Annotated in this window: 17 protein-coding genes and 1 tRNA gene; 14 read left to right on the forward strand and 4 right to left on the reverse strand. The window is 54.5% G+C overall.

What is annotated here, in order from left to right; all coding sequences use genetic code 11:
• Nucleotides 1–67 precede the first annotated feature (67 nt).
• Nucleotides 68–3,310 carry a carbamoyl-phosphate synthase large subunit gene (gene carB / locus ACXAF0_RS17470; RefSeq protein WP_475347106.1) on the reverse strand — a complete coding sequence of 1,081 codons (3,243 nt, stop codon included), beginning with the start codon at nucleotides 3,308–3,310 and terminating at the stop codon, nucleotides 68–70.
• A 95-nt stretch (nucleotides 3,311–3,405) separates the two neighbouring features.
• On the reverse strand, nucleotides 3,406–4,572 hold the full coding sequence (gene carA / locus ACXAF0_RS17475) for a glutamine-hydrolyzing carbamoyl-phosphate synthase small subunit (protein WP_475347107.1): 1,167 nt from the start codon (nucleotides 4,570–4,572) through the stop codon (nucleotides 3,406–3,408).
• A gap of 368 nt (nucleotides 4,573–4,940) precedes the next feature.
• On the opposite strand from carA, the gene ACXAF0_RS17480 reads away from it, so the two are divergent.
• The 4 genes from ACXAF0_RS17480 (at nucleotide 4,941) to ACXAF0_RS17495 (ending at nucleotide 9,815) form a co-directional block, all read left to right on the forward strand.
• Nucleotides 4,941–5,396 carry a GatB/YqeY domain-containing protein gene (locus ACXAF0_RS17480; RefSeq protein WP_475347108.1) on the forward strand — a complete coding sequence of 152 codons (456 nt, stop codon included), beginning with the start codon at nucleotides 4,941–4,943 and terminating at the stop codon, nucleotides 5,394–5,396.
• A gap of 161 nt (nucleotides 5,397–5,557) precedes the next feature.
• Nucleotides 5,558–7,447 carry a DNA primase gene (gene dnaG, locus ACXAF0_RS17485; RefSeq protein WP_475347109.1) on the forward strand — a complete coding sequence of 630 codons (1,890 nt, stop codon included), beginning with the start codon at nucleotides 5,558–5,560 and terminating at the stop codon, nucleotides 7,445–7,447.
• Nucleotides 7,448–7,562: 115 nt separating this feature from the next.
• Nucleotides 7,563–9,632: an RNA polymerase sigma factor RpoD gene (rpoD, locus tag ACXAF0_RS17490; RefSeq protein ID WP_475347110.1), complete on the forward strand. Its 2,070-nt coding sequence runs from the start codon at nucleotides 7,563–7,565 to the stop codon at nucleotides 9,630–9,632.
• Nucleotides 9,633–9,738: 106 nt separating this feature from the next.
• Nucleotides 9,739–9,815, forward strand: a tRNA-Ile gene (locus ACXAF0_RS17495).
• 109 nt (nucleotides 9,816–9,924) lie between these two features.
• On the opposite strand, the gene ACXAF0_RS17500 is transcribed toward ACXAF0_RS17495, so the two are convergent.
• Nucleotides 9,925–11,052, reverse strand: a complete 1,128-nt coding sequence (locus ACXAF0_RS17500) for a Gfo/Idh/MocA family protein (RefSeq protein ID WP_475347111.1) — start codon at nucleotides 11,050–11,052, stop codon at nucleotides 9,925–9,927.
• Between the two features lie 107 nt (nucleotides 11,053–11,159).
• On the opposite strand from ACXAF0_RS17500, the gene ACXAF0_RS17505 reads away from it, so the two are divergent.
• The 10 genes from ACXAF0_RS17505 to iolB all read left to right on the forward strand — a co-directional run bounded on the left by ACXAF0_RS17505 (nucleotide 11,160) and on the right by iolB (nucleotide 22,438).
• Entirely contained in the window at nucleotides 11,160–11,984 is an 825-nt protein-coding gene (locus ACXAF0_RS17505) for a MurR/RpiR family transcriptional regulator (RefSeq protein WP_475347112.1), read from the forward strand.
• Between the two features lie 206 nt (nucleotides 11,985–12,190).
• Nucleotides 12,191–13,198, forward strand: coding sequence for an inositol 2-dehydrogenase (iolG, locus tag ACXAF0_RS17510; RefSeq protein WP_475347113.1), 1,008 nt, complete (start codon nucleotides 12,191–12,193; stop codon nucleotides 13,196–13,198).
• Between the two features lie 2 nt (nucleotides 13,199–13,200).
• The gene (locus tag ACXAF0_RS17515) at nucleotides 13,201–14,016 is read left to right on the forward strand and encodes a sugar phosphate isomerase/epimerase family protein (protein WP_475347114.1); all 816 of its coding nucleotides are present in this window, start codon (nucleotides 13,201–13,203) and stop codon (nucleotides 14,014–14,016) included.
• A 74-nt stretch (nucleotides 14,017–14,090) separates the two neighbouring features.
• Nucleotides 14,091–15,017, forward strand: coding sequence for a sugar ABC transporter substrate-binding protein (locus tag ACXAF0_RS17520; protein ID WP_475347115.1), 927 nt, complete (start codon nucleotides 14,091–14,093; stop codon nucleotides 15,015–15,017).
• An 81-nt stretch (nucleotides 15,018–15,098) separates the two neighbouring features.
• Nucleotides 15,099–16,205, forward strand: a complete 1,107-nt coding sequence (locus tag ACXAF0_RS17525) for an ABC transporter permease (RefSeq protein ID WP_475347116.1) — start codon at nucleotides 15,099–15,101, stop codon at nucleotides 16,203–16,205.
• Nucleotide 16,206: 1 nt separating this feature from the next.
• A complete protein-coding gene (locus tag ACXAF0_RS17530) occupies nucleotides 16,207–16,986 on the forward strand; it encodes an ATP-binding cassette domain-containing protein (protein ID WP_475347118.1) in 780 nt (259 codons plus the stop codon).
• Nucleotides 16,986–18,899, forward strand: a complete 1,914-nt coding sequence (locus tag ACXAF0_RS17535; RefSeq protein WP_475347119.1) for a bifunctional 5-dehydro-2-deoxygluconokinase/5-dehydro-2-deoxyphosphogluconate aldolase — start codon at nucleotides 16,986–16,988, stop codon at nucleotides 18,897–18,899. The genes ACXAF0_RS17530 and ACXAF0_RS17535 overlap by 1 nt, the downstream gene beginning before the upstream one ends.
• Entirely contained in the window at nucleotides 18,896–20,725 is a 1,830-nt protein-coding gene (iolD, locus tag ACXAF0_RS17540) for a 3D-(3,5/4)-trihydroxycyclohexane-1,2-dione acylhydrolase (decyclizing) (RefSeq protein ID WP_475347120.1), read from the forward strand. Before ACXAF0_RS17535 ends, iolD begins: the two co-directional genes overlap by 4 nt.
• A 4-nt stretch (nucleotides 20,726–20,729) precedes the next feature.
• Nucleotides 20,730–21,635, forward strand: coding sequence for a myo-inosose-2 dehydratase (gene iolE / locus ACXAF0_RS17545; protein ID WP_475347121.1), 906 nt, complete (start codon nucleotides 20,730–20,732; stop codon nucleotides 21,633–21,635).
• Nucleotides 21,635–22,438 carry a 5-deoxy-glucuronate isomerase gene (gene iolB / locus ACXAF0_RS17550; protein ID WP_475347122.1) on the forward strand — a complete coding sequence of 268 codons (804 nt, stop codon included), beginning with the start codon at nucleotides 21,635–21,637 and terminating at the stop codon, nucleotides 22,436–22,438. The genes iolE and iolB overlap by 1 nt, the downstream gene beginning before the upstream one ends.
• Before the next feature lie 828 nt (nucleotides 22,439–23,266).
• Here the strand turns inward: iolB and ACXAF0_RS17555 are convergent.
• Complete coding sequence (locus ACXAF0_RS17555; RefSeq protein WP_475347123.1) at nucleotides 23,267–23,419, reverse strand: hypothetical protein; 153 nt, start codon at nucleotides 23,417–23,419, stop codon at nucleotides 23,267–23,269.
• Between the last annotated feature and the right edge of the window lie 8 nt (nucleotides 23,420–23,427).

The following is a 23,427-nucleotide window of genomic DNA, read 5'->3' on the forward strand; positions in this document are numbered from 1 at the left end:
TACAAAATCAACCGCCCGGCATCCCGCCGGGCGGTCTGAATTCTTGCCTTTGGTTCAATAGAGAACCTTAGTACTTGTCCCCAAGATATTCCTGAACGGGACGGACTGCAAGTGCGCCGCGTTTCAGGTTGTCGATGGCGCGCAACGTGGCGCGGGCACCGGCGACAGTGGTGTAGTACGGGATGTCATCGGTAAGAGCGGTGCGGCGGATCGAGAAACTGTCGACCACGGCCTGTTTGCTCTCGGTGGTGTTGAACACCAGTTTGATATCGCCGTTCTTCATCATGTCCACAATGTGGGGACGTCCTTCCTGTACCTTATTGACCGGGGTGACGTCCAGCCCTTCTTTTTCAAGAGCTTGTGCGGTTCCGTGGGTCGCAACCACGCCAAAACCAAGCGCAATGGCGTCGCGTGCCAGTTGAATAGCGGCAGGCTTGTCATAGTTTTTGACCGAAATGAACACCTTGCCTTCAAGTGGCAGGGTGTGACCCGCTGCCATCTGTGCCTTGGCAAAAGCGCGCCCGAAATCGGTATCAAGGCCCATGACTTCACCAGTCGAACGCATTTCCGGGCCAAGCAGGGTATCGACACCCGGGAAGCGGTTGAACGGAAGGACGGCTTCCTTGACGGCGATATGCTTGAACGGACCGTGATCAATGTCAAAGTCGCCAAGTTTTTCGCCCGCCATGATCCGCGCACCGATCTTGGCAATCGGGTTGCCGGTGGCCTTGGCGACGAATGGAACCGTGCGAGAGGCACGCGGGTTCACCTCGATCAGATAGATTTCGTCGTCCTTGATCGCGAACTGCACGTTCATCAGGCCGACAACATCCAATGCCTTGGCCAGTTCAACTGTCTGGGCCTTGAGGCGTTCGATCATTGCGTCAGCAAGCGAATAGGGCGGCAGCGAGCAGGCCGAGTCACCAGAGTGAATACCGGCTTCTTCGATATGCTGCATGATGCCGGCAACAAAGACGTTCTCACCGTCCGAGACCGCATCAGCATCAATTTCAATCGCATCAAGCAGGAAGCTGTCGATCAGAACCGGGCTTTTGCCCGACATTTGCACCGCTTCGTGCATGTAGCGCAGAAGATCTTCGGTGGTGTGAACGATTTCCATCGCGCGGCCACCCAGAACATAGCTTGGGCGGATGACGATCGGATAGCCGATGCCTTCGGCGATCTGGACAGCTTCGTCGACCGAGCGGGCAATGCCGTTGGCCGGCTGCTTCATGCCGAGCTTGTTGATCAGTTCCTGGAACCGGTCACGGTCTTCGGCAAGGTCGATGCTGTCCGGGCTGGTGCCCAGGATCGGAATGCCGGCATTTTCAAGTGCAGCGGAAAGTTTCAGAGGGGTCTGGCCGCCATACTGAACAATTACACCCATCAGCTCGCCCTTGGACTGTTCAAGCTGGCAGAGCTCGATCACGTCTTCGGCGGTCAGCGGTTCGAAATACAGACGATCAGAGGTGTCATAGTCGGTTGAAACCGTTTCCGGGTTACAGTTGACCATGATGGCCTCAACACCTGCTTCACGCAGCGCATAGGCCGCGTGCACACAGCAGTAATCAAACTCGATGCCCTGACCAATACGGTTCGGGCCACCACCAAGAATGATGACTTTCTTGCGATCGGTGACTTCGGCCTCGTTTTCCGGCTCAAAGAAACCATCGCCTTCATACATGGAGTACATGTAAGACGTGCGCGACGGGAATTCGGCGGCACAGGTGTCGATACGCTTGTAAACCGGACGCAGGCCAAGGGCCTGACGATCGGCGCGCACGGCGTCTTCTTCGCGGCCCGCCAGTTCGGCAAGGCGCGCATCCGAGAAGCCAAGCTTCTTGAGGCGCAGCAATTCCTGCTTGTCGGTCGGAATGCCGTTTGCGCGGACTTTTTCTTCTTCCGCGACCAGCATTTCGATCTGTTTGAGATACCAAGGATCGAACTTGGTTGCGGTCTGGATTTCTTCAAGCGTCATGCCATGGCGGAAGGCCTGGGCCGCGTAAAGCACACGGAACGGGATCGGCTGGGTCAGCTGGGCGCGGATCGCGGCCTTGTCCGGTGCGCCTTCGATTTTGACTTCATTCAGGCCCGTAAGCCCGGTCTCCATCGAGCGCAGACCTTTCTGAAGGCTTTCAGCAAAGCAGCCACCGATCGACATGGCTTCGCCAACCGACTTCATCGCAGTGCCCAGAAGCGGCTTGGCGCCCGGGAACTTTTCAAAGGTGAAGCGCGGGATCTTTGTGACGACATAGTCGATGGTCGGCTCGAACGATGCCGGGGTAACACCGGTAATGTCGTTATCAAGTTCATCGAGCGTGTACCCAACCGCGAGCTTTGCTGCGATCTTGGCAATCGGGAAGCCGGTTGCCTTGGAGGCCAGCGCAGAAGAACGCGACACACGCGGGTTCATTTCAATCACGATCAGACGACCGTCATCCGGGTTGACCGCGAACTGCACGTTTGAACCACCGGTATCGACACCGATCTCGCGCAGGACGGCAAGCGATGCATCGCGCATGATCTGGTATTCTTTATCGGTCAGGGTCAGCGCCGGGGCGACCGTGATCGAGTCACCGGTGTGGATGCCCATCGGATCGACGTTTTCGATCGAGCAAATGATGATGCAGTTATCCGCATGGTCACGGACCACTTCCATCTCATATTCTTTCCAGCCGAGAATGGATTCTTCGATCAGAACCGTGTGGGTCGGCGAGATTGCCAGACCGTTGCGCACGATCTGTTCGAACTCTTCGCGGTTATAGGCAATACCGCCACCTTCACCACCAAGCGTGAAGCTTGGACGAATGATCGCCGGAAGGCCGGTGACCTCAAGCGCCTTGACCGCGTCTTCGAAGGTGCTGACCATCGCAGAGCGTGCACTTTCAAGGCCGATCTTGTCCATGGCTTCGCGGAACAGTTGACGGTCTTCGGCCTTTTCGATGACGTGCTTTTTCGCACCGATCATCTTGACACCGTATTTTTCAAGCGTGCCGTCATCATGCAGGGCAAGCGCGGTGTTCAGCGCTGTCTGACCACCCATGGTCGGCAGGATCGCGTCCGGACGTTCCTTTTCGATGATCTTGGCGACCATCGCCGGTTTGATCGGCTCGATATAGGTGGCATCGGCCAGGTTCGGGTCGGTCATGATGGTCGCCGGGTTCGAGTTGACCAGAATGACGCGGTAGCCCTCTTCCTTGAGCGCCTTACAGGCCTGGGCACCGGAATAGTCAAACTCGCAAGCCTGACCAATAACAATCGGGCCGGCACCGACGATGAGGATTGATTTGATATCTGTACGTTTCGGCATGTCGTTTTCCGCTTTTAGCAGGGCGGGCGCGATGGCTGCACCGCCTCGTTTAAGTCCGTTAATCGCGTAATCTCGGGCGTGTCCTGGTGATCAGGTCAGGCTTTGGCGTCCTCGATCAGACCAACGAAACGTTTGAACAGGTAGTGGCTGTCATGCGGCCCCGGCGATGCTTCCGGGTGATACTGAACCGCGAAGACCGGCTTGTCTTTCAGGCGCAGACCGGCAAGCGATCCGTCAAATAGCGAGAAGTGCGTCGCTTCGACGCCGTCGGGCAGGCTGTCCTTGTCGACAACAAAGCCGTGGTTCTGGGATGTGATTTCAACAACACCGGTGGTCGTGTCCTTGACCGGGTGGTTCGCACCGCGATGGCCGACATCCATTTTCATGGTTTTTGCCCCAAGCGCGAGCGCCATCATCTGATGACCAAGGCAGATGCCAAATACCGGCTTGCCGCTTTCGATCAGGGTTTTGATGGTCGGCACGGCGTATTCGCCGGTCGCCGCCGGATCGCCCGGACCGTTTGACAGGAAGATGCCATCGGGGTTCATCGCAAGAATTTCATCAGCCGGGGTGGTTGCCGGAACCACAGAGACCTTGCAATCCAAGCTTGCCAGATTGCGCAGGATGTTGCGCTTCACACCGTAGTCTATGGCAACGACATGGTGCTTGGCATTGCCAACCTTGCCGTATCCGCCTTCGCGCGACCAAAGTGCTTCGTCCCAGTCGTACCCGGTGGTGCAGCTGTTATCCTTGGCAAGGTCCATGCCTTCAAGGCCCGGCCAGTCATTGGCCTTGGCGATGAGGGCGGGAATATCAAAGGTGCCGTCCGGGTTGTGGCAGATCACACCATTCGGCGCGCCTTCGGTCCGGATGCGTTTGGTCAGGCGGCGGGTATCAACACCGGCAATCCCGATCCGGCCATGTTCGCTCAGCCAGTCGTTGAAGTGTTTCTCGGCGCGGTAGCTTGACGGGTCGGTAATGTCCTGGCGCAGGATGCAGCCAAGGGCGACCGGTTTGGCGTTTTCGATATCTTCGTCGTTGGTACCGACATTGCCGATATGGGGGAAGGTGAAGGTAATCATCTGACCGGCGTAAGACGGGTCGGTCATGATTTCCTGATAGCCCGTGATCGACGTGTTGAAGCAGACTTCACCAACGACCTCTCCTCGGGCCCCGACGCCGCGTCCCCAAAAAACTGAACCATCTGCAAGAACCAGAACGGCAGAAGCACCAGGTGGCGGGGTGTGCGTGGGCGCTGACATTGGCAAATGTCCTTTCGATCTTTCCACGGTGAAACACGGAGTCTTTTTATATATAATATTTCTGCGCAAGCCGACAAAAACGGCTGCCTTCAACCTGCATACCGGACATGCAGACGCGCCAAGTGGTTTCCAGCAAGATGAACTGAGCATGTCATGAACGTCAGCGTTGTATGCTGAAAGCGGGGCAAAGCGTGATCCCGGCAGGCAAATTGGCGGATATCTACGGGAGTCGGCATGGCATGTCAAGAACGCATCTAAACTTTTATTTTATCAATAAAAACAATAACTTAGACGTTAACGTTTTCTTTGCGTCAAATGCTGTTTTGCGGTATGTTCGCTCCTTTATTCCACAGAATCAGAGATGAGCCATGCTGCGATCGCAGCTTAATGACGCTTTGAAAAAGGCTGTCCTTGCTAAGGATGCCTGCTCCGTAACCACCGTGCGCCTCATTCTGGCGGCACTGAAGGAACGCGATATTGCCGCACGGAGCGACGGCAACACGGACGGCATTTCCGATGACGAAATCATCAGTTTGCTTCAGGCGATGGTAAAACAGCGCCGTGAAAGCATCGAAATGTACACCAAAGGCAACCGCCCGGAACTGGCCGAACAGGAAGCCAAAGAGATCGAAGTGATCGAAAAGTTCCTGCCCGCCCAGTTGTCTGATGACGAAATCGAAGAAGCCGTGCGCGGTACGGTTTCCGATATCGGTGCGACCTGCCTTAAGGATATGGGCCGCACGATGGCCGCCCTTCGCGAAAAATACAGCGGCACGATGGATTTCGGCAAAGCCGGTGGTGTTGCCAAAAAACTGTTGGGTTAATCGCAACAGCACACTGTTATTTGGAAGCCGGGCGTGTAAAATCGTCCGGCTTTCGTCGTCCCGGGACCGGACAATAATCACATCAAATCAGGTCGACCGGGGCAGGGACCAATCAACTTCGTCGCAGCGCCACGTTGCGACCTTACGGGAACGGGGCGCACATGAGCTTTCCCCAGTCGTTTCTTGACGACCTGCGGGCACGGGTGGGACTGGCGGATGTCGTCGGTACATCGGTGAAGCTGATTAAACGCGGTCGGGAATATTCCGGGCTGTGCCCATTCCATTCTGAAAAATCCCCGTCCTTCACAGTCAATGAGCAAAAGGGTTTCTATCACTGCTTTGGCTGTGGCGCGCATGGCGATGTCATCAGCTTTGTGATGAATACCCGTGGTCTGACCTTTGTCGAGGCGGTCGAGGTGCTGGCCAATCAGGTCGGCATGGACGTCCCCAAACAGTCCCGCGAAGCCCAAGAACGCGAACAGAAGGCCAAGACCCTGTATGAGGTCATGGAAGCCGCCTGTGCGTTTTTTGAACGCATGTTGCGCATGCCCGAAGGCAAGGAAGGGCTTGGTTACTTCCATCAGCGTGGGCTCGATGATCAGACAATCGGTGACTTCCGGCTGGGCTATGCGCCTGATAATCGCGGCGCGCTCAAGGCCGCACTCAAGCGCGAAGACATTGACGAAAAACTGATGATCGAGGCCGGGCTTCTGATCGAGCCCGAAGATAGCGGACGGCAAAGCTATGACCGGTTCCGTGGCCGGGTGATGTTCCCGATCCTGGATCGGCGCGGCCGGGTGGTGGCCTTTGGCGGGCGCGTCATGGGGGACGCCAAGCCGAAATACCTTAACAGCCCGGATACACCGCTGTTTCACAAGGGGCGGCTGCTTTATGGCCTGCCGCAGGCGCGCGAAGCATCGCGCAACGACGCCCCGATCATTGTCACCGAAGGCTATATGGATGTGATCGCCCTGCATCGTGCGGGCTTTCGCGGGGCGGTGGCCCCCCTTGGCACGGCCGTGACCGAAGAGCAGATTGGCGAGCTTTGGAAAATGACCAATGAGCCGATCCTGTGTCTGGATGGCGATGCCGCCGGGAAGCGCGCCGCGGTGCGTGCGGCTGAGCGGGCCTTGCCGATCCTGCGTCCGGGAAAATCATTGCTGTTTTCCATCCTGCCCGAGGGCGAAGACCCCGACAGTTTGATGGCCGCCCCGGATGGCTTTAACAGTTTCCGTAAGATTATTGATCATGCCGTACCGCTGGCCGAGCTGGTCTGGCGCATGGATGTGGGTACGCACAAGATCGACACGCCCGAACGGCGGGCCGCGCTTGAGGCGACAATCAATCAGCGGATTTCCGTGATCGCCGATGAAGCGGTGCGCTCACAATATAATGCGATGTTCCGTGACCGGATCTGGAAATTGTTCAAGGGGGATCGCGGCGGCAAGCCGGCAAATCGCGGAGGCTATTCCGGCGGTTTTCAAAATAAAAAGGCCGGCTGGGGTGGCAAACGCGGAAAAAATGACCATTTCTGGGGTCCGGCCGGTAAAGCGGTGCCGGGCATGTCGCGACCGCCCATGCAAAAGAAGCGCGACCTGCAGGACTCCATTCTTTTGCTGACGCTGATCAACCATCCTGCCCTGCATGACGAGATCGGCGAACAGCTCGGAATCTATAGTTGTGCAGACTCCGCGCTTGACAATCTTCGTCGGGCCGTCTTAAAGCTGCTTGACGATGATCCTGGACTTGATTGCGAGACGATCAAGGCTCATTTGGAGCGCGACGGGCTGTCAGAGACAGTTTTGCGGGTGGTCAGTGCGGAGGTAATAGCGCACGCTGCTTTCGCCAAGCCCGAAACGCCGCTTGAACGGGCCCTGACGGGTTGGAAGCAGGTTTTTTCCATGGCTGTAAGCTCCCTGGAGGACGAAGAGGCAAAATACGCCGTCCGACAGTTGGCAGCAGATACCAGCGAGGAAGAGTGGGAAAGGTTTTCTCATCGCCGAGAAGATCTCGCCCGACGCCGGGAGAAAGTGTTTAAGCTCGACGACTGATCTTGGATCAATGTGTGGTCTGGATCAGCGATCGGGCTATTTGTGATTTGCGCTGAGAGATACGGCGCTTGGGACAACAACGGTACGAACGTACCCAGCGGGAAACGGGGAATAGATGTCGTCTAAGACTTCGAACGCTGAAGAGAAAAAGAACTCTTCTGAAAACGCAGACGGACCTCTTCTCGATACATATAAAGCGGCCATTAAAAAGCTCATTGCCAAGGGCAAGGAGAAAGGCCACATCTCGGTCGATGAGTTGAACGCGGCCCTGCCGTCCGAGCACTTCTCCTCGGAGCAGATCGAAGACGTGATGAGCAATCTCAATGAGATGGGCATCAATGTCATCGACGCGGATGAAGCCGACGACAATGACGACAGCGACGAGGCCGAAGCTGATCCGCGTGGTAACATCTCGGAAGAAGATGTTGGCCGGACCGATGACCCGGTGCGTATGTATCTTCGCGAAATGGGCAGTGTTGAACTGCTGTCGCGTGAAGGCGAAATCGCCATCGCCAAACGTATTGAAGCCGGTCGCGACATGATGATTGGCGGGATTTGCGAATCCCCGCTGACCATTCGTGCAATTGTGAACTGGCATGACCAGCTTCAGGCTGGCGAACTTCTGCTGCGTGACGTCATTGACCTTGAGACCACCTATGGCGGTGGCCCGGAAGCGGAAATTGCCGCAGCCGAAGGCGAAGAGGAAGAAGATACCGACGTCGATGCAGAAGCAGACGTCGAAAGCTTCGAGTCCGCCAATGACGATGACGAAGAAGCCGAGACCGAAACCCCCGCAGGCATCACCGACGAGTCTGATGAAGAAGAGGACGAAGACGACGACGAGTCTGAAAAGTCCGAAGGCGAAGAAGGTGAGGGTGACGGCGAAGACGACGACGATGACGAGAACGAGCAGGTCAACGTTTCGCTTTCCAAAATGGAAGAGGAACTGACCGAGCAGGTTCTCGAGAAGTTCGAGCTGATTGCCAAGACCTATGAGAAATTGCACAAGGCGCAGGAACAGCGTCTTGTCGCGCTGAACAAGGGTGAAGCCGTTCCGGCCGCAACCGAGAAGCGCTATAACAAGCTCAAGAACGAGATGGTCGATCTGATGGAAGATGTTCACCTGAACAACTTCCGCATTGAAGAGCTTCTTGATCATCTGACCGGTTTGAACAACCGTCTGCTTGGCCTCGAAGGGAAACTTCTGCGCTTTGCCGATCGCTGCAAGATCAAACGTCCGGACTTCATCAAACAGTATCAGGGCCATGAACTTGACCCGAACTGGATGGAGCGTGTTGGCGGCTTGCCGGGCAAGGGCTGGAAAACCTTTGTTGAACGCTATTCCGAAGAAATCGCCAACCTGCGCGAAGGCGTTGGTGGGGTTTCGTCCGAAGTCGGCTTGCCAATCGGCGAATTCCGCCGCGTATATGGCGTGGTCAACAAGGGTGAACGCGAAGCCGGCCGTGCGAAAAAGGAAATGATCGAGGCCAACCTGCGTCTCGTGATTTCGATCGCCAAGAAATACACCAACCGTGGTCTTCAGTTCCTTGACCTGATTCAGGAAGGCAATATCGGCCTGATGAAGGCGGTGGACAAATTCGAATACCGCCGTGGTTACAAATTCTCGACCTATGCGACCTGGTGGATCCGTCAGGCGATCACCCGCTCGATTGCCGATCAGGCGCGCACGATCCGTATTCCGGTTCACATGATAGAGACCATCAACAAGCTGGTGCGGACCTCGCGCCAGATGTTGCATGAAATCGGCCGTGAACCGACCCCGGAAGAGCTGGCTGAAAAACTGCAAATGCCGCTTGAAAAGGTCCGCAAGGTTCTGAAAATCGCCAAGGAGCCGATCTCGCTCGAAACCCCGATCGGGGACGAGGAAGACAGCCATCTTGGCGATTTCATCGAAGACAAGAACGCCGTTCAGCCGCTGGATGCGGCGATCCAGGCCAACCTGCGTGAAACCACCACGCGCGTTCTGGCATCGCTCACCCCGCGTGAAGAACGTGTTCTGCGTATGCGTTTCGGGATCGGCATGAACACCGACCACACCCTCGAAGAGGTCGGTCAGCAGTTCTCTGTGACCCGCGAACGTATCCGTCAGATCGAAGCAAAAGCGCTGCGCAAGCTCAAGCATCCGTCGCGCTCGCGCAAACTGCGTTCGTTCCTCGATTATTAAGAAATCACATGCGGTTCGGGCTTGACCTTGCCCGGAAAATCGCTAGTTTTCGGGACCGCACCGGACCACCGGTGCGGTCTTTTCTTTACCCGGACTTTTGTCTTGGGGGCCCGTAGCTCAATTGGTTAGAGCCGACCGCTCATAACGGTCTGGTTGGGGGTTCAAGTCCCTCCGGGCCTACCACGGGAAATAATCATATTATATGATTATTTCCCGTGGTCACCTTACTCCCTCATAAATCATCGTACTTTATTGCGAAGCCATGATTTTGCTGTTTTGTCATAATTCGGGGTTATACGTCCGACAGCGAAATCCTTAATCCTTCGCGAGCGGATTTGGCGATTGCGTGAATGACTTTTTCGAATTCGTAGGCATGGGTAAAATCCGGATACGGCGAGGTGTCATCGCGGATGGCACGCAAGAGTGCTGAGGCTTCGATGACTTTGAGGTCGTTAAAGCCAAGCTGGTGGCCTGGCGCCGGGCAGAACTCGCCGTAGGGCGGGTGGGCCGGGCCGGTCAGGATTGTGGTGAAGCCTTGTTGTGCTTTGTCGCCTGAATTGCGGAAGAGCTGCAGCTCGTTCATGCGTTCCTGGTCAAAGCAGATCATCCCCTTGGTGCCGTGAACTTCCCATGCCAGCCGGTTTTTGCGTCCCCAGGCCGACCGTGATGTTGAAAGGCTGCCTTGTGCACCGTTTGCGAACCGGACCAAGGCCGATGCCGTATCCTCGTTTTCAACTTTCGCCCGTCCGGTGCCATCCGAGAGGGGGCGTGTGGCGTGCACGGTTTGCATGTCGGCGATCAGGCTTTCGATCGGGCCAGCAATGCCATATGCCATGGAAACAAGGTGACACCCCATGTCGCCAAGCGCACCAAGTCCGGCTTCGGCAAGTTTCGCCCGCCAAGTCCAGGGCAGGTCCGGATCAGCCTGATAGTCCTCGTCGACCCAGCCGCGGAAATGGACAATGTCACCAATCTCACCGCTTTGGACAAGCCGGCAGGCATGGGTGAAGGCCGGGTTTTTGATGTAGTTATAGCCGACCATGGTTTTCACACCCGCTGTTCTGGCGGCATCGCGCATTTCGAGGGCTTGATCCAGCGTAAGTGCCAGCGGCTTTTCGCAATAGACATGCTTGCCAGCCTTGATTGCGGCAATCGCCATGTCGAAGTGAAGGGCATTGGGTGTGGTGATCGAAACGATATCGACATCCGGATCAGAGATCAGCGAGGTCCAGTCAGACGTGCTTCTGGCAAAGCCAAACTGATCGGCCATCTGTTCGGCTTTTTCTGCAGGGGTGTCGCATAAAACTGCAAGGTGAGATTCCGGAACATCGCCCATAATTGCCCGTGCCGCGCCAAATGCGAGCGCATGCGCCTTGCCCATGAACCCTGTGCCAATCAGGCCAACTCCCAGAGATTTCATTTATTGGAACTCCTCACCTAGTTAAAATAGAATTTTTGTTCTATTTAGTGGATGATCATGGAACGAAGCTTGCGTCAAGCAGAATCAAAAAAGGAAAAACAAACGCCATGAGTGATCAGATTGCGCCTGTCTCGCTTGAGGAATTCAATCACCGCTTAGCCGAAATATCGGAAACCATGCCCAAAAGGTTGCGCCAATGTGCAGAGTATGTTGCGCAGAATACCGATCGTATCGCCGTTTCGACTGTCGCAGAGTTGTCCGAGGGGGCCGGTGTACAGCCATCGGCTTTCATGCGGTTCTGTCAGTTGATGGGGTTCACCGGGTTTTCGGAAATGCAGAAGATTTTCCGTGAAACATATGCACAGAAATGGCCCGATTACGCGACGCGGCTTGAGAATCTTCGCGCGACTGGAGATGACAGTCCAAGCGCACTGCTTGCTGAATTTGTTGAGGCAGGCCGGTTGTCGTTGGAAAATTTGGCCTCATCTATTTCACCAGAGTCCTTGGAGCAGGTGGTCAGGATCCTGGCAAACGCCCCTATGATTCACATTGTAGGGTTCCGGCGCGCTTTCCCGGTTGCAAGTTACCTTTCATATGCATTCGAAAAAATGGACATCCCCTCGGTTTTGCATGATGGCGTAGGCAAGCTGAACCCACGTCATGCCATTCGTAAGGGTGACGTGGTTATCGCCATTACTTTTGCGCCATATTCCCAAGAGACGATAGATCTTGCGACTTACGCACGTGGAGTCGGCTGCGAGGTTGTGGCTATTACCGACACGATGAGCAGCCCATTACGCAAAATCGAGGCTTCGGTTCTTGCTGTTTCCGAAGTTGATGTTGGGGCTTTCCGCGCTCTGTCAGCAACAATTTCCTTGGCAATTTCGGTTGCAGTTGCAGTTGGTGCGCGAAGAGATGGTGCGATGCAATAGAAAATATGTATTGAAATTTTTAAAAAATGGAATAAAAATTCCATTTAGTTCGAAGAACGGGCAGTAGCACTTATCAAACGGGCACCGTAGATGTCCGGTGACAAACCTTTGTTTGCGGGCAGGGAGGCCGATTGCGACCTGCATGACTGCAACCGGAGAAAAGCACGATCACTCACATGGTCATCGTGATAGGGAAGGAAAATTTTATGTTGAAGGTAGGTCTGCTTGGTGCAGGGCGTATTGGTCAGGTTCACGCGGCAAGCATCGCTGCCCATCCGGGATGTGAGTTGGTTGCGGTATCTGACAAGTTTGAAGAAACTGCAGCAAAGTTGGCTGTAGCGTTTGGCATCAAGGCTATGTCAACGGATGACATTATTAGTGATCGTGCGATTGACGCGGTGCTTATCGCGACTTCTACCGATACGCATGCAAACTTGATTGAGGAAGCAACGGCAGCAGGCAAGGCTGTCTTGTGTGAGAAGCCGGTTGATCTTGATCTGGCCCGCGCACAGCAATGCCTGAAGGCAAGCGCACAACATAACAAACCGATAATGATCGGGTTTAACCGCCGTTTTGATCCAAACTTTTCTGCACTCAAAAACGCGTTCGACAATGGTGAAGTCGGAGAAGGCGAGCTGCTTTCGATCACGTCCTTTGACCCGGCACCGCCACCTGTAAGCTATATTGCTGTATCGGGCGGGATATTTCGCGATATGGCGATCCATGATTTTGACATGGCTTGCTGGATATTTGGCGGTGTGCCCGAAAAGGTTTCTGCCAGCGGTTCAAGTATTGTCGATCCTGAAATCGGCAAAGCAGGTGATCTCGATACCGCCATCATTACCCTGACATTCCCGGGTGGTCGCATGGCCGTGATCAAAAATAGCCGACGTGCTGTTTATGGCTATGACCAACGTGTTGAGCTGCTTGGCTCCAAAGGGCTGCTTTCAGCCCGGAATGTTCTGGAAAACACGGTCGAGAAAATCACAACCAGCGGTGCTGTTTCAGCCAAGCCAGAGTACTTTTTTCTTGAACGTTATGCCCGTGCCTATGAACAGGAATGGGCTGCCTTTGTTGATGCCGTCAAGGAGGGCAGCGACCTCCCGGTTACCCTTGAGGACGGCATCAACGCCCTTGTCGTGGCAGAAGCGGCCGCGAAATCAGCACTTGAAGGGCGTTCGGTCGATGTGAAAACAGAAATTCTGGGAGGCTGAACATGGACAGAAAGTTTGGATGCTGTACCTGGATTTTCGGCGATGCGCCATTGACGGTTACGGCAGGGCATGTGCGCAAGGCGGGACTTGATGGTGTCGAGCTGTTTGGCGATGTTGCCGGTACTGACCCGGTCAAAGCACGCGAGATTCTTGCCAATGAGGGACTAAGCGTCTTTTCGGTTACGCCGGGCGATGCGGATATTTCACATCCCGATCCGGCGATCCGCGCCAAAGCAATTGCTTATTATGATGCCGTGATGGATTGGGCAAAGGAACTTGGAAATCCCCTGATCTCCTGCCATGGGCAGGTGACGCGTATCAAGCCGGTGACATCTCAGAACGAAGAAGATGGCTTGTTGATTGATGCCACCCGCCAGATTTGTGACTTTGCCAGAAACCGCGGCCTTTCTGTCGTGTTTGAAATCCTCAATCGTTATGAAACCCATCAGGTTCGCACCGTTGAGGAGGGTCTGGCTTTCCTTGAAGCGGTCGGTGCTGACAACCTCAAGCTTCTGCCTGATGCCTATCACATGAATATCGAAGAAGAAAATCCGGCTGCCGCGTTGGTGCGCGCGGGCGACAAGATCGGCCTTTACCACGCTGCAGACAGCAACCGTGCCGGTGTTGGTGAGGGTCACACAGATTTTGCCGCGCAAATCAGATCACTTGATCAGATTGGTTATGCCGGGCCTGTCATTTTTGAAGTTAATGCGCCTGGTCCCAATCCGTTTACACCGGTCAAGGGCCCCGGGTTCAGGGATATCGTCGAAGCACAACTTGAAAAGTCCGTAAGAGGCTTTCGCGCTTTGGCGAACTGATATTCGGTGGAAAACACCGAATTTTAGGCGGTAATCACGCCGCAAACAACAAAACCCTCGTAGGGAGGAAAATCATGAAGAAGTTCGCAGGCGGCCTTGTTGCTGCCGTCACGATGCTGGCTGCAGTGCCAGCAATGGCTACTGACATTGTCGTTGTTGCACATGGTCAGGCCAACGATCCGTTCTGGTCTGTGGTTAAGAACGGCGTCGAGAAAGCCGCCGCCGATACTGGTGCCAATGTCGAGTATCGCTCGCCAGAGACCTTTGACATGGTCGCGATGAGCCAGTTGATTGATGCGGCTGTCAACCAAGAGCCCGATGGGCTTGTTGTTTCCATTCCGGATGCGGATGCGCTTGGCCCGTCGATCGAACGTGCGGTTCAGGCTGGCATTCCGGTGATTTCCATGAATGCCGGTTCTGATGTGTCCAAAAAGCTGGGCGCGCTTTTGCATGTCGGTCAGGATGAATTCACAGCCGGTAAGGTCGCAGGTGAAAAACTTGCTGCGATGGGTGGTTCAAACGGTATCTGTGTGAACCAGGAAGTCGGCAACGTATCACTTGATCAACGGTGTGCCGGCTTTGCCGAAGGTTTTGGTGGCGAAGTCACTGTTCTTCCGACTACCAACGACCCGACCGAGATCGAAAGTAAAGTCCGTGCAGCACTCGAAGCGGACGAAGACGTTGACACAGTTATGGCGCTTGGTGCCGGTACTGCAGGCGAACCGGCAGTGGCGGCAGTCAAAGCGGTTGGTCGTATCGATACGGTCAATGTTGCGACCTTCGATCTTTCGGCAAGCTTCCTTGAAGCGGTTGTTGCTGGCGATGCGGCATTTGCAATTGACCAGCAGCAGTTCCTTCAGGGTTACCTGCCAGTAACGTTCCTTTCCTTGAACGCGCAGTACGGACTTATTCCGGGCGGCAACGTTCCGTCTGGTCCGAACCTGATTACCGGTGAAAAAGCCGGTCAGGTTATCGAGCTTTCGGCGCAGGGCATTCGATAAGTCATTTAGAACTATCGGTTGACCGGGGCGCGTCATTTTTGGTCTCGCCCCGGTCCACAAAAAAGATCAGAAGAGGAAGCAATGACTGGTGATACCGCCTTGAATCAAGATGAACGGATCAAAGAAGAACCGTTGATCGCCCGACTGATGAAACGTCCCGAGCTTGGCGCGATAGCCGGCGTTGTGTTGGTTACGATATTCTTCTTGTTCACTGCTGACAGCTCGATGTTTACCCTTTCCGGGTTTATGAACTTTATGAGCCCCGCAGCTCAACTTGGCATTCTTGCGATTGGCGCTGCCATGTTGATGATCGGTGGGGAATTTGACCTTTCGATCGGCTCGATGGTTGCTTTTGCTGGTATGATTTTCGGTGCCTTTACGGTCAATCTCGGTCTGCCGTTAATTGTTGCGATCCCGATGACGCTCGTAGTTGCGGCCTGCATGGGGGCTGTTAACGGGCAGATCGTCATTCGCACCGGGTTGCCATCCTTTATTGTTACCCTGGCATTTCTGTTTATTTTGCGCGGCATTTCGCTTGTTGGGCTTAAATGGTTGACTGGTGGCGCGACTCAACTGCGCGGCGTTCGTGACGCCGTCGAAGGTGATTTTCTGGCACCGGTCTTTAGTGGCGAAGCCTTCAGCGGGCTATTTGCCTGGTTTGCCTCCCTTGGTTTGATCGAAACATTCAAGAACGGCATGCCCAAGGTTGCCGGTATTCCCATTGAAATCCTTTGGTTTGTGGGACTTGCGCTTGTTGCAACTTATGTTTTGTTGCGCACCCCTTGGGGAAACTGGGTGTTTGCGGCTGGTGGGGATGCTAACGCAGCATCAAATTCCGGTGTCCCGGTCCGTAAGGTCAAGGTTGCGCTGTTCATGTTTACGGCAAGCTGTGCGGCTCTTCTTGCAATCATTCAGGTTCTTGATGCCGGAAGCACCGACGCACGGCGCGGGTTCATGAAAGAATTCGAGGGCATCATTGCAGCTGTTATTGGTGGATGTTTGTTGACCGGAGGATATGGGTCCGCCATTGGCGCGTTCTTTGGGGCGATCATCTTTGGCATGGTTGTGATCGGCCTGACCTATACGAATATCGATCAGGATTGGTTCCAAGTGTTCCTGGGCGCCATGCTGCTGTTGGCCGTGATGTTTAACAACGTTGTTCGCAAACGTGTAACCGGGGAGCGTTGAGATGTCTGAACCAATCATTCATATGGACAATATCGAAAAGCATTTCGGTAACGTGATTGCCCTGGCCGGGGTTAGTTTCGATGTTTACCCGGGCGAATGCCACTGTCTTCTTGGCGACAATGGTGCGGGCAAGTCGACTTTTATTAAAACCATGTCGGGCGTCCATAAACCGTCCAAGGGCTTCATTCGGATGAATGGCAAAGAAGTGAACTTTGCCAGCCCGCGTGAAGCGATGGAAGCGGGCATTGCAACCGTCTTTCAGGATTTGGCTATGATCCCGCTCATGTCGGTTTCGCGTAACTTCTTTATGGGGCGCGAACCCACCAAAGGGGGTGGTCTTTTTAAACGCTATGACCATGTAGCGGCAAACACCATCACGATGAAACACATGCGTGAAATGGGTATCAACCTGCGCAGTGCCGATCAGGCTGTCGGGACGCTTTCTGGGGGCGAACGGCAAACTGTAGCGATTGCACGTGCAGTCTATTTCGGAGCCAAGGTTCTAATCCTTGATGAACCGACATCGGCCCTTGGTGTACGCCAGACGGCAAATGTTTTGGCGACGATCGACAAGGTCAGGGCTCAGGGCGTTGGTGTCGTTTTCATCAGCCATAACGTTCGGCACGCGCTTGCCGTGGGGGATCGTTTCACGGTTTTGAACCGTGGACGCACTTTGGGCACTGCCGAGCGCGGCAAGATTACTGCCGAAGAGCTACAAGATCTTATGGCGGGTGGTCAGGAACTGGCCGAACTCGAAGGGTCGCTCGGAGGGACGATTTAATGAAGCGGCTTGATGTCATTACAATTGGACGATCATCCGTCGACCTTTATGGCGCCCAGATTGGCGGGCGCCTTGAGGACATGGCGTCCTTCAATAAATATATCGGCGGGTCGCCCACCAATATGGCCTGCGGGACTGCGCGACTGGGCCTGAAATCTGCGCTTATCACCCGTGTCGGGGATGAGCATATGGGGCGCTTCATCCGCGAAAAACTGGTTGCCGAAGGGGTCGATGTGAACGGCGTGATCACCGATCCCGAACGTCTGACAGCCCTTGTCATTCTTGGTGTACGCGACCAGGAACAATTCCCGCTGATTTTCTATCGCGAGAATTGCGCGGATATGGCGTTGTGCGAGGATGATATCGATCCTGATTTCATCGCAAGCGCGCGTTGTGTCACCGTGACAGGAACGCATCTTTCCCATCCCAAAACCCGTGCAGCTGTTTTAAAGGCTGTCAGGCTTGCCCGTGAAGCGGGGGCCAAAACGGCACTCGATATTGATTATCGGCCTAATCTTTGGGGGTTGTCCGGACACGGGGATGGTGAAAACCGCTTTATCGCCTCGGACGCGGTCACCAAAGAATTGCGGGCAACCCTGCATCTGTTTGATCTGATCGTTGGGACCGAAGAAGAATTCCATATTGCCGGTGGCGTGACCGATACCCTTGAAGCGCTTGAAAATGTTCGGGTGATTTCAAACGCGACGCTGGTTTGCAAGCGCGGGCCGATGGGGGCAGTGGCCTTTTCTGACAAGATAGGCGACAGCCTTGATGACGGTGTTTCCGGGCCGGGGTTTGCAGTCGATGTGTTTAATGTTCTTGGTGCTGGCGACGGATTTATGTCCGGCCTGTTGAAGGGCTGGTTGAGTGACGAGAACTGGGAAACGTCCCTGAAATATGCCAATGCCTGTGGTGCATTTGCGGTGTCACGTCATGGCTGTACACCTGCCTATCCGAGTTGGGATGAACTGCAGTTCTTCTTTGATCGCGGTATCAAGACCCCCGAACTGCGCCATGATGCTGAGCTGGAGCAGATCCACTGGTCGACCAACCGGACGGGCAGTTGGCCGGATATGCGGGTTTTTGCCTTTGACCACCGGATGCAGCTTGAAGACCTTGCCGATGAGGTGGGTGTTTCAAAAGATCGCATCGGGCCGTTCAAGGAGCTGTGCCTGAAGGCGGTTCGCACTGTTTCGGGTGGCAAGGAAGGCTACGGCATTCTTTGTGACCGGCGACTTGGGCGTGATGCGCTTTATGCAGCGGCAGGCACTGGACTTTGGATCGGGAGGCCGGTTGAGTTGCCGGGCTCGCGCCCGCTTGAGCTTGAAATCGGGCCTGATCTTGGCACGGACCTCCAAGAATGGCCGGTAGAACATGTGGTCAAGGTTCTGTGTTTCTATCATCCGGACGATGACGACGGCACAAAGGCCGATCAGGAAGCAACCATCCAACGACTTGCCGATGCTGCGCGCGGTAATGGCCTGGAATTCCTGCTTGAAGTTATTCCATCAAAAGTCCGCGAGTGTGATGATCAAACGACAGCCAGAGTGATTGAGCGTTTCTATGAAATCGGGGTTTATCCCGATTGGTGGAAACTTGAACCGATGAAATCGGATGCGGCGTGGCGCAATGCATGTGATGCCATTACCAAGAATGATCCCTATTGCCGTGGGATCGTCGTGCTTGGTCTTGATGCACCGGAGGCGGAACTGGTCGAGAGTTTCGAAGTAGCAGCGCGCTTTAACATGGTTAAAGGCTTTGCTGTCGGGCGCACCATCTTTATCGATGTTGCACGTGACTGGATGCAAGGTAAGGTCACCGATGATCAGGCCGTTGCATCAATGGCCCAAAAATACCGTGTCCTGTGTGATACCTGGGACGCGGCACGCAAAAAATCGGGAGGAACGGCATGAAAACCGTTCGGTTAACCGCCGCCCAAGCCATGGTGCGGTATCTGAGTGCACAGCTCAATCATGACGGCGAGGACTTCTTTGGCGGGTGCTGGGCCATATTTGGCCATGGTAATGTCGCTGGTATTGGCGAAGCGTTGCATGGTGCGGGTGACAGCTTCCCGACCTGGCGCGGCCATAATGAACAGGGCATGGCGCATGCGGCAATTGCCTATGCCAAGGCATCCAATCGCAAACGCGCCATGGCGGTCACAACATCCATCGGGCCGGGTGCGACCAACATGGTTACCGCTGCGGCACTGGCCCATGTCAATCGTTTGCCAGTTCTGTTTATCCCCGGCGATATCTTTGCCAACCGTGCACCGGATCCAGTGTTGCAACAGGTCGAAGATTTTGGAGATGGTACTATTTCAGCCAACGACTGCTTCAAGCCTGTCAGCCGGTATTTTGACCGTATCACCCGCCCTGAGCAGCTTTTGACAGCCTTGCCACGCGCCATGGCGGTTCTGACGGACCCGGCCGATTGTGGCCCGGTGACACTGGCATTTTGTCAGGATGTTCAGGCAGAGGCCTATGATTGGCCGGAAAGTTTCTTTGCGCCGAAAACGTGGAAGCAGTTGCGTCCGCGTGCCGATCTTGATCAGATTGATAGCGCGGTGGCCGCGATCAAGGCGGCCAAAAAGCCGCTGATCATAGCCGGGGGTGGTGTGCATTATGCCGATGCCTGTGGCGATCTACGTGAATTTGCCCATCGTCACAATATTCCGGTTGCCGAAACCCAGGCCGGGAAATCTGCCCTGCCATGGGATGATGGGCTTAATCTGGGATCAATCGGTGTCACCGGGGCAAGCAGTGCCAATGCGATTGCCGAGGAAGCAGATCTTATTATCGCCCTTGGTACGCGTCTTCAGGATTTCACCACGGGTAGCTGGGCGCTGTTTAAAAACTCCAATCGTCGCATTCTGTCGATCAATGTTGCGGCTTACGATGCGCGCAAACATGATGCGATTTTGGTTGTCGGCGATGCAAAGGTGACATTGGCTGAATTGACCAACGCCCTGGATGATTATCATGCAGGTGCGGTCGATCCGGCACTTAAACAAAACTGGATTGATGCGGTTGATGAAGTGACTGCCGTGCCGCAAAGCAACGCGTTGCCAACCGATGCACAGGTAATCGGGGCGGTTCAGCGCAGCACGGATGAAGATTCCATTGTGGTGTGTGCTGCCGGGGGGCTTCCGGGTGAATTGCACAAGCTTTGGAAAGCATCCAGACCGAACGGTTATCATGTCGAATATGGCTTCTCATGCATGGGCTATGAGATTGCCGGCGGCCTTGGTGTGAAGATGGCATGCCCCGATCGCGAGGTTGTCGTCATGGTGGGCGACGGGTCCTACATGATGATGAATTCGGAACTCGCGACCAGTGTGATGCTGGGTCACAAGGTTATCACTGTGATCCTTGATAACCGCGGTTTCGGCTGCATCAACCGGTTGCAAATGGCAACCGGCGGAGAAAGCTTTAACAACCTTCTGGACACCGCGCGCCATGTCGAGCCCTCTGCGATTGATTTTACAGCCCATGCAGGCGCAATGGGCGCAATTGCCGAGAAGGTTTCTTCGATCACCGAGCTTGAAGAAGCCATGGAGCGCGCGCGCAAGGCAGATCGATCCTATGCCATCGTTATTGACACCGATCCACTGCCCAGTACCGAGGCGGGCGGTCATTGGTGGGACGTTGCTGTGCCGGAAGTGTCCGTTCGACCAAGCGTGAATGAAGCCCGAAAAAATTACGAAGCTGCGCTGAAAAATCAGCGCCCCGGAGATTAAGATCATGATTCTTTACGGTACCAACCCGATTGCCTGGTCCAATGATGATGACCAGACCCTTGGTGCAGAAATCAGCCTTGAGGCCTGCTTGTCCGAAGCTGGAAAAATCGGATTTGATGGCATTGAAAAAGGCCACAAGATGCCGACCGAGCCAGCAGCGCTTAAAGCAGCCCTTGATCCGCATGGCTTGAGTTTCATCTCGGGCTGGCATTCCCTTAACCTCCTGACGCATTCAGTTGAGGACGAGAAGAAAGCCATCCAGCCGCATCTGGATTTACTTAAGGCGATGGGGTGCAAGGTTTGCATTGTCTGTGAAACGTCAAACGCCATTCACGGCAATGATAATGCTGCGCTAAATGACAGCCCGGTTCTGGCCGAAGGCCAGTGGGCGAAGTTTGGCGCGGATGTCGAAAAAATCGCGGCCTATTGTGCTGATCAGGGCATTGATCTCGTTTATCACCACCACATGGGCACGATTGTTGAAACGGCCGATGAAATTCATGCTTTCATGGCCAACACGGGTCCGAAAACCAAGCTTTTGCTTGATACCGGTCATGCGTGGTTCGGCGGTGCGGATCCGGAAGAGCTCGCCGCGCGTTACATCGACCGTGTGGGCCATATCCATTGCAAAAACGTACGCCCGGCCATGAGCAAACAGGTCCGTGAACAAGGACTGAGTTTCCTCGAAGGTGTGCGTCGGGGCGTCTTTACGGTCCCGGGTGACAGCGAAGGCGGCGTTGCGTTTGAACCGGTTCTTAAAATTGCAGGTGAACACGGTTATTCCGGTTGGCTGGTGATTGAGGCCGAACAGGACCCCAATGTCCGCAATCCGTTTGAGTATCAGTCCTTGGGGCTGAAATCACTTCGCGATATGGCACGGAAAACCGGACTGGATAAAGGAGACGCCTGATGGCAGATCTGCTCAGAAAGCCAAGTGGAACGACCGGAAAGGTCCATGATATCACGGCCGAAAGTGCCAATTGGGGCTATGTCGGGTTTGGGTTGTATCACCTGAAACCCGGTGAAAGTGCCGCGGAAGCAACTGGCGACCGTGAAGTCATCCTAGTTCTGGTCGAAGGCAAGGCACAGGTTTCAGTCGGCGATCAGGACTTTGGTGAACTTGGCAAACGGATGAGCGTGTTTGAACGCATTCCGCCAGCTTGTGTCTATGCGCCCAATGATGCCAACTGGAAGGCCGTTGCGACGACCGAATGCACGCTTGCAGTTTGTACCGCGCCGGGCAAGGGCAATTACCCCGCTTGCGTGATTGATGACATCGAACTGGTCGAACGCGGCAAAGGCGCGAATACCCGCTATATCCATCCGATTGCGATGGAAGAAAAAGACATCGCCGATAGCCTTCTGGTGACGGAGGTCTTTACGCCACAAGGTAACTGGTCAAGTTACCCGCCACACCGTCATGACGAGGACAACTATCCCGATATGACGTATCTTGAGGAAACCTATTACCATCGCCTCAATCCCAAACAGGGATTTGGTTTCCAGCGCGTCTTTACCGAGGATGGCGAACTTGATGAAACCATGGCGGTCTCAGACGGTGACGTTGTGCTTGTGCCCAAAGGACATCATCCCTGTGGCAGCCCGTATGGCTATGAGATGTATTACCTCAATGTCATGGCGGGCCCGGTTCGCAAATGGCGTTTCCAGAACCACCCGGACCATGACTGGATATTCCAACGCGACAGCAAATGAAGCCAATGTTCAAGACTGGGCCAAAGAAAGTGTTCAGCCAAGCTTAAAACCGAAGTAGCTGCGCATATCGCTATGGCCCTTCTCTGTCTACTGGCAGCATTTTGGTTCAACGCCAATTTTTCTTCATCGCAACTGTTTGGTAATAGGACTGGTAGTTGGGCGGGTAAACCTGCCCCAACGACAGGTCTGGCCTGTCGGACCTAGCGTCTTAACGTTGGTTCTCAGTGTAGCCAAACTGACCGGGCAAACCTGACCAGTCTCCGGTCACCCGGTAAGTGCACTTTGATCAGGTCTGTCTTCGACCAAAGAAATTCGACGTCCAATTGGCTGAAATAGAGAAATGTCAGCTTTTCTGTCAATTCAGCTGATTTTTGTCACCTTTTGTGGCAATCGATGACAACTTATCTGGCAATCGAAAATGCTAAGGCATTGATTTCGCAGGAAGTCGAATGTCAGCTTTTGTGGCGCCTGACACCGGGCCTACCACGGGAAATAATCATATTATATGATTATTTCCCGTGGTCACCTTACTCCCTCATAAATCATCGTACTTTATTGCGAAGCCATGATTTTGCTGTTTTGTCATAATTCGGAGTTATGAATTACCAAAATTTTCCATTCCCCTTATGCATTTTGAGCAGTGTCGAAGGCCCGATGCATGATTTCTGCATCGGCGTTGTTTACGACAACTTCCTCGCATCCGAGCGCAAGGTAGCGACGCGCGGTATCAGACGGTGATGATCTCCAAATACGTCCTGTTCATCCGAAAAGCTTGGCATGACGAAGTTTGATAGCGATGCTGCGTGCTCAATCGCCTCACACATCTCGCTATGTGTTGTCCAGAGCTTTGGGCGGATGTTCGGGGCAAAAATGATGTGCCGCCTGGCTTTCGCCCAGCAGGATCGCGGTTGCACATAATTCTGCCCCGAAAAGGATCAGGACATGCCCGATATGGTGTGAGAGATTTTCAAAACGCATCATCTGCTTCC

Source organism: Thalassospira sp. ABD4_177 (assembly GCF_056160125.1).

What these genes read in the sequence shown, in the direction of transcription:
- ACXAF0_RS17505 (WP_475347112.1), top strand. Translation starts at nt 11,160, where the DNA reads ATGAGTGATCAGATTGCGCCTGTCTCGCTTGAGGAATTCAATCACCGC.
- carB (WP_475347106.1), bottom strand. Translation starts at nt 3,310, where the DNA reads ATGCCGAAACGTACAGATATCAAATCAATCCTCATCGTCGGTGCCGGC.
- ACXAF0_RS17525 (WP_475347116.1), top strand. Translation starts at nt 15,099, where the DNA reads ATGACTGGTGATACCGCCTTGAATCAAGATGAACGGATCAAAGAAGAA.
- dnaG (WP_475347109.1), top strand. Translation starts at nt 5,558, where the DNA reads ATGAGCTTTCCCCAGTCGTTTCTTGACGACCTGCGGGCACGGGTGGGA.
- ACXAF0_RS17535 (WP_475347119.1), top strand. Translation starts at nt 16,986, where the DNA reads ATGAAGCGGCTTGATGTCATTACAATTGGACGATCATCCGTCGACCTT.
- iolB (WP_475347122.1), top strand. Translation starts at nt 21,635, where the DNA reads ATGGCAGATCTGCTCAGAAAGCCAAGTGGAACGACCGGAAAGGTCCAT.
- ACXAF0_RS17530 (WP_475347118.1), top strand. Translation starts at nt 16,207, where the DNA reads ATGTCTGAACCAATCATTCATATGGACAATATCGAAAAGCATTTCGGT.
- ACXAF0_RS17520 (WP_475347115.1), top strand. Translation starts at nt 14,091, where the DNA reads ATGAAGAAGTTCGCAGGCGGCCTTGTTGCTGCCGTCACGATGCTGGCT.
- rpoD (WP_475347110.1), top strand. Translation starts at nt 7,563, where the DNA reads ATGTCGTCTAAGACTTCGAACGCTGAAGAGAAAAAGAACTCTTCTGAA.
- ACXAF0_RS17515 (WP_475347114.1), top strand. Translation starts at nt 13,201, where the DNA reads ATGGACAGAAAGTTTGGATGCTGTACCTGGATTTTCGGCGATGCGCCA.
- ACXAF0_RS17500 (WP_475347111.1), bottom strand. Translation starts at nt 11,052, where the DNA reads ATGAAATCTCTGGGAGTTGGCCTGATTGGCACAGGGTTCATGGGCAAG.
- iolG (WP_475347113.1), top strand. Translation starts at nt 12,191, where the DNA reads ATGTTGAAGGTAGGTCTGCTTGGTGCAGGGCGTATTGGTCAGGTTCAC.
- iolE (WP_475347121.1), top strand. Translation starts at nt 20,730, where the DNA reads ATGATTCTTTACGGTACCAACCCGATTGCCTGGTCCAATGATGATGAC.
- carA (WP_475347107.1), bottom strand. Translation starts at nt 4,572, where the DNA reads ATGTCAGCGCCCACGCACACCCCGCCACCTGGTGCTTCTGCCGTTCTG.
- iolD (WP_475347120.1), top strand. Translation starts at nt 18,896, where the DNA reads ATGAAAACCGTTCGGTTAACCGCCGCCCAAGCCATGGTGCGGTATCTG.
- ACXAF0_RS17555 (WP_475347123.1), bottom strand. Translation starts at nt 23,419, where the DNA reads ATGATGCGTTTTGAAAATCTCTCACACCATATCGGGCATGTCCTGATC.
- ACXAF0_RS17480 (WP_475347108.1), top strand. Translation starts at nt 4,941, where the DNA reads ATGCTGCGATCGCAGCTTAATGACGCTTTGAAAAAGGCTGTCCTTGCT.